At 42.0% G+C, this 13,436-nt stretch carries 15 protein-coding genes; 6 read left to right on the top strand and 9 right to left on the bottom strand.

Annotated elements, in window-relative coordinates; translation table 11 throughout:
* Positions 1 to 3: 3 nt before the first annotated feature.
* Both ACOB82_RS05945 and ACOB82_RS05940 read left to right on the top strand, forming a co-directional pair.
* Positions 4 to 879: an isocitrate lyase/PEP mutase family protein gene (locus ACOB82_RS05945; protein WP_448212024.1), complete on the top strand. Its 876-nt coding sequence runs from the start codon at positions 4 to 6 to the stop codon at positions 877 to 879.
* Complete coding sequence (locus ACOB82_RS05940; protein WP_448212023.1) at positions 863 to 1,567, top strand: hypothetical protein; 705 nt, start codon at positions 863 to 865, stop codon at positions 1,565 to 1,567. The genes ACOB82_RS05945 and ACOB82_RS05940 overlap by 17 nt, the downstream gene beginning before the upstream one ends.
* Here ACOB82_RS05940 and ACOB82_RS05935 read toward each other — a convergent pair.
* The 9 genes from ACOB82_RS05935 to ACOB82_RS05895 form a co-directional block, all read right to left on the bottom strand.
* Complete coding sequence (locus ACOB82_RS05935; protein WP_448212022.1) at positions 1,542 to 2,726, bottom strand: MFS transporter; 1,185 nt, start codon at positions 2,724 to 2,726, stop codon at positions 1,542 to 1,544. The genes ACOB82_RS05940 and ACOB82_RS05935 overlap by 26 nt on opposite strands.
* Before the next feature lie 9 nt (positions 2,727 to 2,735).
* Complete coding sequence (gene leuD / locus ACOB82_RS05930) at positions 2,736 to 3,392, bottom strand: 3-isopropylmalate dehydratase small subunit (RefSeq protein WP_448212021.1); 657 nt, start codon at positions 3,390 to 3,392, stop codon at positions 2,736 to 2,738.
* Positions 3,376 to 4,818 carry a 3-isopropylmalate dehydratase large subunit gene (gene leuC, locus ACOB82_RS05925; protein WP_448212020.1) on the bottom strand — a complete coding sequence of 481 codons (1,443 nt, stop codon included), beginning with the start codon at positions 4,816 to 4,818 and terminating at the stop codon, positions 3,376 to 3,378. The genes leuD and leuC overlap by 17 nt, the downstream gene beginning before the upstream one ends.
* 51 nt (positions 4,819 to 4,869) lie before the next feature.
* Positions 4,870 to 5,787, bottom strand: a complete 918-nt coding sequence (locus tag ACOB82_RS05920; RefSeq protein ID WP_448212019.1) for a hydroxymethylglutaryl-CoA lyase — start codon at positions 5,785 to 5,787, stop codon at positions 4,870 to 4,872.
* Between the two features lie 6 nt (positions 5,788 to 5,793).
* On the bottom strand, positions 5,794 to 6,993 hold the full coding sequence (locus tag ACOB82_RS05915) for a CaiB/BaiF CoA transferase family protein (protein ID WP_448212018.1): 1,200 nt from the start codon (positions 6,991 to 6,993) through the stop codon (positions 5,794 to 5,796).
* An 80-nt stretch (positions 6,994 to 7,073) separates the two neighbouring features.
* Positions 7,074 to 8,027, bottom strand: a complete 954-nt coding sequence (locus tag ACOB82_RS05910) for a hypothetical protein (protein ID WP_448212017.1) — start codon at positions 8,025 to 8,027, stop codon at positions 7,074 to 7,076.
* A gap of 33 nt (positions 8,028 to 8,060) precedes the next feature.
* Positions 8,061 to 8,849 carry a maleate cis-trans isomerase family protein gene (locus ACOB82_RS05905; RefSeq protein WP_448212016.1) on the bottom strand — a complete coding sequence of 263 codons (789 nt, stop codon included), beginning with the start codon at positions 8,847 to 8,849 and terminating at the stop codon, positions 8,061 to 8,063.
* An 88-nt stretch (positions 8,850 to 8,937) separates the two neighbouring features.
* Entirely contained in the window at positions 8,938 to 9,342 is a 405-nt protein-coding gene (locus ACOB82_RS05900; RefSeq protein WP_448212015.1) for a PaaI family thioesterase, read from the bottom strand.
* Position 9,343: 1 nt separating this feature from the next.
* Positions 9,344 to 10,111 (bottom strand): enoyl-CoA hydratase/isomerase family protein, encoded by a 768-nt coding sequence (locus ACOB82_RS05895; RefSeq protein ID WP_448212014.1) that lies wholly within the window; start codon positions 10,109 to 10,111, stop codon positions 9,344 to 9,346.
* Between the two features lie 155 nt (positions 10,112 to 10,266).
* On the opposite strand from ACOB82_RS05895, the gene ACOB82_RS05890 reads away from it, so the two are divergent.
* The 4 genes from ACOB82_RS05890 (at position 10,267) to ACOB82_RS05875 (ending at position 13,425) form a co-directional block, all read left to right on the top strand.
* Entirely contained in the window at positions 10,267 to 11,034 is a 768-nt protein-coding gene (locus ACOB82_RS05890; protein ID WP_448212013.1) for a GntR family transcriptional regulator, read from the top strand.
* A 76-nt stretch (positions 11,035 to 11,110) separates the two neighbouring features.
* Positions 11,111 to 11,545 (top strand): DUF2141 domain-containing protein, encoded by a 435-nt coding sequence (locus ACOB82_RS05885; protein ID WP_448212012.1) that lies wholly within the window; start codon positions 11,111 to 11,113, stop codon positions 11,543 to 11,545.
* 101 nt (positions 11,546 to 11,646) lie between these two features.
* Positions 11,647 to 12,924, top strand: coding sequence for a 3-isopropylmalate dehydratase large subunit (locus ACOB82_RS05880; RefSeq protein WP_448212011.1), 1,278 nt, complete (start codon positions 11,647 to 11,649; stop codon positions 12,922 to 12,924).
* 9 nt (positions 12,925 to 12,933) lie between these two features.
* Entirely contained in the window at positions 12,934 to 13,425 is a 492-nt protein-coding gene (locus ACOB82_RS05875; protein WP_448212010.1) for a LeuD/DmdB family oxidoreductase small subunit, read from the top strand.
* Positions 13,426 to 13,436: the final 11 nt, after the last annotated feature.

Below are 13,436 nucleotides of genomic sequence, written 5' to 3'. Positions count from 1 at the left end.
AATATGGAGCATAGAGAGCAACTGCAACAGGCATTAAAGTCCACTGGCGTTATTAAAGCGCCAGGGGTTTTCAGCGGCTTATCACTAAAGCTTGTCGAACAGGCTGGCTTTAGTGTTGGTTTTGTTTCTGGCGCCGGGATTGCGTTTTCAAATTACGGCATTGCTGATTTAGGGTTAGTGGCCATGCAAGAAGTCGCCAATCAAGTCAGCATAATGCGTGAAGTTTCACAACTGCCGTTAATCGTTGATATTGATACAGGCTTTGGCAATGCCATTAATACCCAACGTACCGTTAAGGTGTTTGAACGTGCTGGCGCCAGCGCAATGCAAATGGAAGATCAACTAATGCCTAAGCGCTGCGGCCATATGAAGGGTAAGCAAGTGATCAGTGCCAGTGAAATGGTCGGCAAAATTCACGCCTTTGTTGATGCCCGCCAGTATCAAAACACCTTACTTATTGCGCGTACCGATGCCCTAGGCGTTAATGGCTTTGATGATGCAATGGAACGTGCTCGTTTATATATTGACGCTGGCGCAGATTTGTTATTTATTGAAGCGCCAACCACGCTCGAGCAAATGCAAATTATCGGACGCGAGTTTGGTAATAAAATCCCCTTGGTGCACAATTTGGTTGAAGGTGGTAACAGCCCAATCAATAATGCTGATGAAATGGCTCAATTAAACTATAAATTAGCCCTTTTTCCAGTTGCCCTGCTTCATGGTTTTGTGCCGAAAGCGCAAGATATTCTTAACCATATTCAGCAGCACGGTGACACCAGTAGTTACACTGCCCCATTAATTGATTTAAATGAAATGAATCAACTTCTAGGAGCCGAAGATATGCTTAAGCAAGCGATAAAGTATGGCAACCCATCTTAATGAGAATGTCGATATGATATCGCTTAGCTACTTTTTCCTATTCATTATTATTTGCCACTTAGGCTTAATGGTGAAAACCTTTCAGTTACCCACAACAAGATGGCAAGTTTGGTGGTTAATAGCATTAATATTCGGCGTGCTCTATGATAATACCATGTTGTTGCTTTCATCTATATTTGGCGCCAGTGAAAATTTGGCTTTAGCCAATTCAATGCGCTGGTTATTGCACTCCATCATATTACCTTGGCTGGTGATCTTTGCATTTGCCACCGTACAGCAAGTCAATGATAAATTAAGCAACAAATTTTACTTAACCAGTTGTTTCGTTATCTCGATTTTAGCTGTGGGTTATGGTTTCTACGCTGAATTTATTCTATTGGAACTTGAACCTAAGGTATTTAGCGATGCAAATGGCCTATTTCAATCGTTTGAGCGCTTTGCAAGCGTTAACTCAGCACCACCTTGGGCAACTATATTGATTAATTTTTTGGTGATTTTATTAGCCGTTTATCTTTGGGTTAAAACAAAATGGCCATGGCTTTTCATCGGTTCCATCAGTATTTTTGTGGTCAATGGTGCTTTTGCATCAAGCTCGTACGGTTTTTTACTGGGCAATATTATGGAAGTCATTTTTATTTTAACCTTAATTGCTACCGAAAAGTTTAGTCAGCGGCAGTTTCAGCATTGACATGAACACGGGTTAATTGATGCACAGGCCAACTAATAAACGCTAAACCAATTAAAATACCAAATGCCCACGCAAGTGAAAAACCAACACTGGTAACAAACCAGCCAGCAAGCAGTGGGCCAATTACCCTACCCCAAGCGCCCATTGCACTTGCACTACCCATTAACCGCCCACGATATTCAATCGGCGTGCGCTGTGATAGTTGAGAATTTGTAATAGGTCCACACATACTAGAGCCGGTAATTGTTAAGAAAAAGCTTAACACCATTAGGCTCTCGATCGCTGCAAAAGTTGCTAGAGCAAAACCAATAATGATTAAACTAATGCCAAGCGTAAGTACTTGTAGCTCGCCGATTTTCTTCGCCAGTACGCCGACAAATTTACCTTGTAATGCCGCCATTGCTAACCCTTGAATAGCAAAGACAATGCCGATTTCTTTTGGCCCCCACGCTAATTGACTGCCCATCCACAATGGGAAGAGATAGGTCACTGTTGAAACAACCATAGAATGAAATAAGAACTCAATAATTAGCCAACGATTATTCGTGTTCTTTAACACCGTTAACGTTTTAATTTTACCTACTTCTTTGCGCCAAGCCTTATGTGCATTTCTAGCGTTTCTATCATGGGATTCTGGCAAAAATATCACACCAAATATCATCGCTGCCAAAGACAGACCAGCGGCGACAATAGCAGGTAGAAAAAAGCTATTTTCTCCATCGGCTAATAGCGCACCTAGCGCAGGACCGGCAACCATACCAATACCAAATGAAGCACCAATTAAGCCCATACTCTTAGCGCGCTCATTGGGGTTTGATAAATCAGCTACCATTGCTGACGCTACGCCATAAATTCCGGCGGCTGAGCCGGCTATGATTCTGGCAATATAAACATCAAGCAAAGAATCAGATAATGCCAACAACACATATGAAATCGCGGTGATGATAAGGCAAATTAAAATCACCGGCTTACGCCCAATTTTGTCACTTAATTTACCCCAAGCAGATCCCATCAAACCCGCACAAATCGAATAAACGGCGATAATCATGGCAATATCAAAATAGCTGGCGCCTAGCTTAGGCGCCATAAAAGGTAAGATCGGGATAACAATACCAAAACCGATCAAATCGATTAGTACAGTAAAGAACAGGATTGGCACTAAGTGTCCTTACAATTGATTGAAATAATACGGATGCTGACGCTTAAACTGTTGTTCAAAGTCTTTGATAGCGTCAGATTTTGCCAATGTCATCGCGATAGTATCTAAACCGTTTAACAGTTTATAACGTCTTTTTTCATCAAGACTAAATGACAATACGGCTTGTTCAGGCAGTAACAATTGGCAATGTTCCAAATCCACCATTAGTGAAAGCGGTTGATTAACACTAAGCTGCTGCTCAAGGGCATTAAATAGCTGTTCGATATCCGCAGCTGGTAAGGTTATCGCTAATATGCCGTTATTAAAACAGTTGTTATAAAAGATATCAGCAAAACTGGTGGCAATGATGACCTTAAAGCCCATGTCGCGAATACCCCAAACCGCATGTTCACGGCTCGAGCCACAACCGAAATTCTCTCTACTTAACAAAATGCTCGCGCTGTCAAATAATGGCTGATTCAACTCAAATTCAGGATTTAGCTTGCGTGTTGTTATCGGTGTATTAACATCACCTTTATCTAAATAACGCCAATCATCAAACGCCCAATCACCATAACCGCTTTTAAAAATGCATTTTAAATATTGCTTTGGCATAATTGCATCAGTGTCGACATTGTCTCGATCTAAACTGGCAACAATACCTGTGTGCTTAACAAATGGCTGCATCTTCAACCCCCAAGGTTGTCACATCAACAAAATGACCGGCAATTGCCGCAGCAGCTGCCATTTCTGGTGAGACTAAATGGGTACGACCTCCTTGCCCTTGTCGCCCTTCAAAATTGCGATTTGAAGTCGAGGCACAACGTTCACCACTGGCTAATACGTCAGGATTCATGGCATTACACATAGAACAACCTGCGTAACGCCATTCAAAACCTGCATCGGTAATAATTTTCGCTAAGCCTTCCTGCTCAGCTTGCGCTTTAATTAGACCCGAACCTGGCACTACCATCGCCCGTTTAATATTCGGAGCTAGCTTTTTGCCTTTAACTAGGTTGGCAACTTGTCGAATATCTTCAATCCGGCCATTGGTGCAAGAACCGATAAACACTTGATCGATTATTAATTCTGATAACTTTTGGCCCGACGATAAGCCCATATACGCCAACGCTTTTTGCCAATCTGTCCGCTCAGTTTCACTACGGGCTTGGCTTAATAACGGCACGGTTTGGTCAATCGCAACCACTTGATCAGGTTTAGTACCCCAGGTCACTTGTGGCTTAATGTCACTGGCATCTAACACTAACTCTTTATCAAAATGGGCACATGTATCCGAAGTTAGCGTGCGCCAAAAACTGATTGCCTGTTGCCATTGCTGACCTTTTGGCGCATAGGGTTTGTCTTTTAAGTAATCTTCAGTAATTTGATCATAGGCGATTAAACCACTACGAGCGCCAGCTTCAATGGTCATATTGCACACCGTCATTCGCCCTTCCATGGATAACTGTTCGATGGCTTCACCCGCGTATTCAATGGCATAACCAGTACCGCCGGCACTACCAAGCTGGCCAATAACATATAAGATTAAATCTTTTGCGGTAGTACCAAACGGCAAACGACCATTAATTGTTACTCTTAAATTCTTCGATTTTGCCTGCTCTAAACACTGAGTAGCTAAGACATGTTCAACTTCTGAGGTGCCAATACCTTGTGCCAAACAAGCAAATGCTCCATGGGTTGACGTATGCGAATCGCCGCAAACCACGGTCATGCCAGGTAGAATAGCACCTTGCTCTGGCCCTACAATATGAACAATACCTTGACGCTGATCATTAATATCAAACTGTTTAATATCATGTTGCTGGCAATTATCATTTAATGTTTTTACTTGCAGCAAGGCTATATCATCAGTAAACCCAGCTAAACCCTGCGCTCTATCAGTTGTCGGGACTTGATGATCGGGTGTTGCCAAAATACTTTGCTTTCGCCACAGCTGGCGATTGGCAAGCTTTAAGCCTTCAAAGGCTTGCGCAGAAGTCACTTCATGCACTAAGTGACGATCGATATAAAGCAAGGTCGGACTAATAGGATCCGCATCAGCTTCAACCTGATGCAGCGCCCAGAGTTTGTCGTATAAGGTTTGTGCGTTCATAGAAAGTCGTTTTTAGAAAGCTGTTTTTAAAATGTATCGTCGTTAGAAAAACTAACTTAACGGTTTGCCCTGTGCAATTTGTAAGCTGCGCCAGTTATGAGCACGACCGCCGGTTGGTTGTGAAGTCATTTCGCCAGCTAGCTGGCCTACTTGGATAAGCTTTTCAAGGTCAATACCGGTTTGATAACCCATTTGATGTAACATCATCACCACATCTTCGGTCGCAACATTACCAGTGGCACCCGGGGCAAACGGGCAGCCACCTAAGCCACCAATAGAGGCATCGAACCGCCTTACGCCAACATTTAGGGCACTGGCGATATTAGCTAAACCCATAGCGCGGGTATCATGAAAGTGACAAGCGATTCGTGCACTTGGATAATGATCGATAAGTGGCTTCATCAATTGAGCAACACTCGCTGGGTTAGCTGCGCCAATAGTGTCAGCTATCACTAACTCGTCACTACCTTGAGCATATAATTTATCGGCTAACTCAAACACCACATTCGGATCGGTTGGCCCTTCAAATGGACATTGCCAAGCAACAGCGATACAGGTAAGTACATCGATATTGTCGGCTTTTGCTAAGGTAATAATTTCCTGTGCTTGCGCTAAGCTGTCATTCACCGACATACGGACATTTTTTTGGTTCATGGTTTCAGTAGCGCAAACCACCAACAACACCGATTTTGCCCCTGCCGCTTTAGCTAGCTGATAACCTTTAAGGTTAGGCACTAGCGCTTGACTATAAACTGGCGCATTAACAAGCTCACTAACAATTTGATCAGTACCTGCCATGGCTGGCACCGCTTTGGGTGAGACAAAGCTGCCTACCTCTATCGCTGGTAAGCCTGCATCGATTAAGCCATGGATCAAGGTTAACCTTTGCTCTGGCGTTAAAATGGTTGCCTGATTTTGCAATCCATCTCGCGGGCCTACATCGTTGATCCGCACGTAATTGTCAGTCATCACTTGCTACGCCACCACATTTTCATTTTTCAGTGCAGTAATATCATCACTACTTAGTTTCAACAGCTCACTCAACACTTCATCGGTATGCTGCCCAATGTGAGGCGCAGGCGAAAATGTTTCTTCATTGGTACGCGAAAGTTTAATTGGATTACCCGGCGCTTTGGTTTTCTTGCCGTCAGGGTGTAGTAAGTCAATCACCATATTGCGATGAAGAATTTGCGGATCGTTTAAGGCATCACTGAATTTATTAACTGGCGCACTAGGAATTCTTGCCGCTTCTAATTTTTCCATCCAATAGTCATTGGTATTAGTTAAGAATAATTCAGCAAGTTTACCGTCAATTAGCGCTTTGTCGGCATAACGCCCCGGTTGACCGTCATATTTATCGTTGTCAAATTCTGGAATATTGACCACAGTTTTTAAGTTTTGCCAAAAGTTATCGGTGATCACCGCTAAAATAATATGGCCATCTTGTGTCGGATAGCTGTTATAAGGCACATGGACAAAATGTGAATTACCAATTGGATAAGGGTTTTCACCCGATAGAAAATGCATGGTCGCCATATAGTTCAACATAGAAACCTGACAATCTAGCATTGAAATATCCACATGCTGGCCTTTACCACTTTTGTTACGCTCAACAACAGCAGCAAGAATACCCATCACCGCAAACATGCCGCCACCTAAATCGCCAATAGGAATACCGGCGCGAATAGGATCTTCAATATTGTGACCCGTAATTGACATGCCACCACCAAATGCTTGCGCAACTTGGTCAAACGCAGGGCGTTTAGAACCTGGGCCTTCAGAGCCAAAACCGGTAACTGTACAAGTAATTATTGCCTCGTTGTATTTGGTTAAGGTTTGATAATCAATACCTAAGCGCTCCGGCACACCTGGGCCAAAGTTGGAAATAACGACATCAGCTTCTTTAACTAATTGATAAAAAAGTTGCTTACCTTTTTCCGTTTTTAAATCCATTGCCACCGAACGTTTATTACGGTTTAGGGTAATAAAGTAAGCGCCAAAACCATCAAGAGAATTTTTTGGATCAGTAGCGAGTAATTTACGTGTACCTTCACCAGCAAGAGGTTCTACTTTGATAGTGTCGGCACCAAGGTCAGATAAAATCATGGCGCCATAAGGCCCAGATAGCATATGTGTTAAATCTATGATTTTTAAACCTTGTAATGGCTTACTCATGTTTCACCTTTATCAATACAACAAAATATTGAGATAATGATATAACTATATAACATTTAAGTAAAGCTAAAAATTAACCACTATCTGTGTCGAGAAAAGCGATAAGCTAAGGCCGCAAAAATCAAGGCAACACCATATAAAATCAGTGGAATACGGATAAGTTCAGAAAGCCCTAACCAATTTGGCTGGTAATAAGCAATGGCAATCAGTAAGAACAAGGTAGTTAACACAGTAATCGTGCGCTTTTTCAAACCTAAACCGTAAGCATAAGTAAGAAAAAACATTGCCAGAAAACCAAATGCAAACATGCTCACAGATTCGTTGTGTATTGAATAATAAGCAATGACCACGGCATGGATGACCACAAACATCTCTAAGAAGGCCTTCCAAAAAATGTTTTGGTGAAAACGGGTAAAGAACAAACTGCCCTGAACTAAGAAAAATAGAATATAAACAGTGCCCAGCATATGCCCTAGCGTTGTTTCAATGGGATGAAACCAAAAGGTGTAAATCATCGCCCAAGAAAAATAATAACCGTGATAACGAACAAAGACATCGCGACTATAGCTAAGCCATTCAAATCGCTTACCTAAAATAAAGCCACGTCGATTGTGCTCTAAGACAAGGGTGAAAGCGAGTACCAGCACCACAGAAATCATCGCGGCAAAATTAGAGGTATCTTGGGCCAAGCCATCGTAAAACACTTTAGTTTGCACAATATGAGCAAGTACAAAAAATAAATTAACCGCTAACGCAATAACGTTTTCTTTATGTAGACCCAGCTTACCTGTAGGTTGATAACTGAGCTTTTTCTTTTGGCTTAGATAAATCAAATACCACAGGCTGCACTGGTGACCAATATACAGCGACCAAGCTGAAAAGCGCGTCCAAAAATTTGGCTCAGGTAATTGCCAGTAATACCAAGTGACGCCTTTATCTTCGAGAAAATTAATGTGCTCACTATAAGGGCCAAGCAGCCAAATCAGCACCATTAACAATAAACACACGAGAATTGCATAACTGAGTTTAAACACTTTTGCCTCCCGCTGTTTATCAATCGCTGACGGTTAAAATTCTTCTAATAATCGCCCGTAACCAGTGATCTGGTCATTTATGCCACAGGCTCTCAATGCATGCCATATAGTGGCGACATTAATTGGAATTAACGGTTTTTGCAGAATATGCTCATAAACTGGAAAAATATCTAAGGTCGATAAGTTGGTACCACATTGCACAATAGCATCAACCGACTCATGATCAACTTCTTCAATTGCCGCAATCACCTCTTTTATCTCGGTTTCAGCAATCGCGGTGGCCGACGGACGATTTAAACCTTTAACTTTATGTACTTCAAAGCCAATGTCTTCAAAAAAGCGGATAACATTATCATCACCCACTTGTGGATACGGCGTGATCACCGAAATGCGCTTCGCGCCAAATTTATTTAACGCCAGTTTGGTTGCACCAGCGCCCGTGGTTAAACCAACATTGGGATCAAATTCAGCAATTTGCGCTTTGATGTCGTTTTCAAATTCAATATTGCCTTCAAGACCACCCCAAAAGGTTTCTGCCGACATGCCAAGCATTATGTGCTTAACTTTTGCGCTCATCACATTGCGAATAGAGCTAGGAATTTCACCTCGCATAATCTCTAAAAAGCGTTCAAAAACTTGGTTTTCATTATCACCGGTTTTTTCAACTTCATCAGCCCAATTTCTAAGTTCAATGTAAAAACGAGAAGGATGCCAAGTGACACCATCTAGGCCAAACTTTTGCAAATCATATTCAACACCAGTATTGGTTGAAGGAATAATAACGCCAATTTGTGCGCGGCGGGCAATTTGATAATTATTCATAGAATCGTCCAAAATAAACATATTGTCATAACATTATATCATTATTGATTCAGGGGCAATATTAAAATAGTGCAATAACCATTGGACTTTATTTACCGATCAATTTCCAAACACCTGAGCCTGTCATCAACGCTCGATCACTGTTGTAAAGTTCACCAGTTGCAAAGATCAATGATTTAGTCACTTTTGTGATATTAGCTACGCCAAACACAATATCTCCCGGTTTGGCTGCGGCTAAAAAGTTACTATTTAACTGAACAGTCGCGAAAGGATTTTGATGGGAGATTTCATCGCCAATAGCCCGATAACAAACATAATCAAGAAAAGCCAATAGTACTCCGCCATGCACAACGCCTTCCGGGTTTAAATGCTCTGCTCGTATCGGTAAGGCGCGAATAAACTGACCACGATCCTGATCGAACCGTTGAAAAAATGGCCCTAAATATTGACTAAAACCGGCTTGTTGCTCGGCAATTTCAAAATTTTCTAGCATATTAAAACTTAGGCGGTCGTTTTTCAGTAAATGCCGCTACACCTTCGACAAAGTCAGCTCCCTCAAATGCGTTATCAAATAACGCTTTTAACTCTGCTTCACTCCCTCGTGTTAAGCCACCGAGAAAATTAACACTGCGTTTCAACCCTGACAGCGATATCGGGCTTAATGTTGCTAAGTGTTGCGCAAGTTGCTCCGTTTCAACGGCCAAATTGTTGAATGTGGTTAGTGAATCAACCATGCCCCATTGTAATGCTGTTGCAGCGTCAAGAGTTTTAGCTGTCAGCAACAATTGTTTTGCTTTGGCAAGGCCAACCAAGTTGACCACTCTACGGCAATCTTCCAAGCTATAAAGCAAACCCAGTTTCGCAGGTGTGATGGCAAATTTAGCGTAGTCAGTAGCAATACGAAAATCACATGCTAGCGCAATACCAACGCCGCCGCCCATGCACACCCCATTAATGGCAGCAATGACTGGAATATTAAGCCGCTCAATTTGTTGCTGGGCTGTTAAAATATTGGCATTATTCTGCTGATGAAAGGTCTTATCATTAATATGCTCTTGTAACTCCTGTATATCTGCCCCCGCGCAAAACGCTTTATCACCGTCGCCAGTTATCACTAATACCCTAGCATTACTGGCTTCGATATCGGCTAAACACAGACAAAAGTCACGCCACATTTGGCTAGTAAAAGCATTAAACTTAGCAACCCTTTCAATGGTTAAATAAGCGACGTTTTGTTCAATTTCTACGTTAAAATGTTGCACAATGATTGAAATTCAGTTTCATTTGTTATATTTGTTCTAATAACATAACATTTGAAATCTATAAAATAAAACCAATAAATATCAGCGCTAGATGACAACATGTTAAATGCAGGTTAACATTAGCGAGAAAATTTTGAGCCAAGAGATATATCAATATGACATTTGAAGAGCTATTTGCGGATCCTCGCCTAAAACATGCTTTAAAAAGTGATGTACCTACGCCTTTGTATCATCAGGTGTATCTATTTTTAAAAGAAAAAATTCATTTAGGTGAAATACCATTTGGCGAAAAAATGCCTACTGAACATAATCTATCTGAAGCGTTTGGCGTTTCTCGTATTACCGCCAAACGTGCGATGGATGAATTGGCCGAAGAAGGCTACATTTCACGCCGTCGTGGTAAAGGCTCTCACGTCACCTACAAACATCGTGCAGAACAGGTTGCGGCACCGATTAGTGGTTTATTGGAAAATCTGACCACCTTAGGCCGTAATACTCAGGTAAAGTCGCTACTATTTGGCGCCAGTGTACCGCCATTAGATATTCAGCAACGCTTTGGTATTGATGGCAATACAAAGTTAATTCAATCTCAGCGTATTCGTTTAGCCGATGGTGTTCCGTTTGGTTATTACGGTAGCTGGACCCGAGATATCGGCAATGCATACAGCGAACAGGCAATGCAAGAAATGCCCAGAATTGAAATTTTCAAAAAAGCCGGTATTGAGCTTGATCGTATTGAGCAATCAGTTACCGCAACCTTGTCAAATGTAGAAACCGCTCTACATTTAGATATTCCAACAGGCAAACCGCTACTGGTACTTGATCGCTCTATTTACGATAAAGACGGTAATTTATTCGATCACGTTTATGCGCTATATCGACCGGATCAATACCAGTTTGAAATGGAATTTTCGGTGAAATAACTCAAACTTATTCACGTAAAACAAAAGCGCTGTTACAACCAATTGTAATGGCGTTTTTTTATCACTGAGGAAAATTATGAAAAAATCAATAATGTTTATCTCTCTCCTGCTGACATCACCATGTTTATTGGCGGAGCCAGTTAATTTATCCATTACAAATATCAACTCTAGCAACGGCCAGATAGTTGTTAGAGTGTATGATAATAAAGCAAACTGGATGTCTGATAAGGCTGATGAAATCACCTTAGAGCAAGCTTTTGGTTTAGATGCTGTTGAAAATAATCGCATTGACGTTTCACTTGAACTACCACAAGGCAATTACAGCCTATATCTTTTTCACGATCTTGATAATAACAATGAAATGGCCGCGAATTGGCTTGGCATCCCTAAAGAGCCTGTTGGCACCTCAAATAATGCAAAAGGTTTTATGGGGCCACCTAGTTTTGACGATGCTAACTTCACTGTGACCAGTGAACAAAACAATTTAGCGATAAAACTTGCCGATTTATAAGGTCACACAAACTATTTGTTATATTGATATAGACATATATCATTTATAGCGTTAATCTAAGCGTAATTATTATAATATTATTGCCTTAGGTAATCTTTGAGATGACATTATCACAAACACTTGCTCAAAAAATTATTGCCCGCGCGGCCGGTAAAAGCCATGTTCAGCCCGGTGAAATAGTAACTTGCCAAGTTGACAAAGTGTTAATGCATGACTCTAGCGGACCAAGGCGTGTAAAAGCACGCCTTGAAAAATTAGGTGCCAAAGTTTGGGCACCTGAAAAGGTTGTGTTAGTTAGCGATCATTTTGTGCCAGCGACAGATCCAGAAAGTGCCGAAATTCTTGCCCTAACCCGTCAATGGGCAAGCGATAATCACATTGGCCACTTCTATGATATGCAAGGCATATGTCATGTCATGTTGCCTGAAAAAGGTCACTTAATTCCTGGGATGTTTCTCGTTGGTGGTGATTCCCATTCACCTACAGGCGGCGCTTTTGGCACCTTTATGGTCGGGATAGGTGCAACCGAAATGACCGGCGTGTTAGCCACTGGAGAAATTTGGATAAAAACGCCTGAAACCATTAGAGTAAATTGGGACGGCGAGCTTCCAAAAGGCTGCAGCGCAAAAGATATTATGCTGTTTTTATGCGCAAAACTCGGTATGAACAACAATTACAAAGTGATTGAATTTGGTGGTTCAACCATTAAAAACATGACCATGTATGAACGCATGGTGTTGTGTAATATGTCGGCAGAATTAGGCGGAAAAACAGGGATTATTGAAGCTGACGACACTACAGTCGATTGGATAGAGTCAACTGGGAAAGATGTACCAAAAAACTGCTTAGACTGGAAAAGTGATAGTAATTGCGACTATGCACAGGTCTATCATTTTGACGCGAGCGAGTTAACTCCACAAGTAGCCGCGCCTCATAGCCCTGAAAATACATTCCCAATTGAAAGCTATCTCAGCAACAACCCTATTAAAATACATCAGGCTTATATCGGTGCCTGTACTGGTGCCAAACTGTCAGATCTAAAAATGGCCGCCAAAGTGCTTAAAGGTCATCACGTTGCACAAGGAACGCGCCTGCTTATTGCGCCTGCCTCACAAGAAACCACCACGCAAGCCGCCGCAGATGGCACCTTAGCCACATTAACGGCTGCTGGTGCAATTATACTGCCAACGGGATGTGGCGCATGTGCGGGGATGGGAGCAGGGGCAATTGCCAATGGTGAAAATTGTATTTCTTCTACATCCAGAAACTTTAAAGGCAGAATGGGCTCACCAGAGTCAAATGTCTATCTAGCATCCCCATACACTGTTGCAGCTTCGGCTATCGCTGGCGTTATTGCAGATCCAAGAGATTATTTATAAAGGCACAATATGAGTGAAATTAAAGGTAAAGTGTGGCTCTTTGGCGATAATATTGATACTGACGTCCTTGCCCCTGGTGCCTACATGAAAGCACCACTGGCAGAATTGGCCAGCCATTGTCTAGAAGCAATCGAGCCCAAGTTTGCTCAGCAAGTCAACGCTGGCGATATCATTGTTGCAGGCAATGCTTTTGGCATTGGCTCATCTCGCGAACAGGCGGCTCAAGCATTGGTTGAATTAGGAGTAGCTGCCATCATAGCGAAATCATTTGCACGAATTTTCTATCGCAATGCCCTTAATCTCGGATTACCGGTGCTTGAGTGTGCTGAGCTTGATAACATTGATAAAGATGATGTGGTTAGCATAGATGCAAGTAAAGGCATCATAATTAACCATAGTAAAGATCAGCAATATCACTGTGAGCCAATCCCTGCACAACTAATGACGATAGTAGATGCTGGTGGCTTAATGCCCTACCTAGAGAAAAAATTTAAACAATAAACAAATAGGTG

Source organism: Colwellia sp. MEBiC06753, from assembly GCF_053470325.1.
The sequence above is the reverse complement of the archived record's forward strand: the minus strand, read 5'-3'. Positions and strand labels throughout refer to the sequence as shown.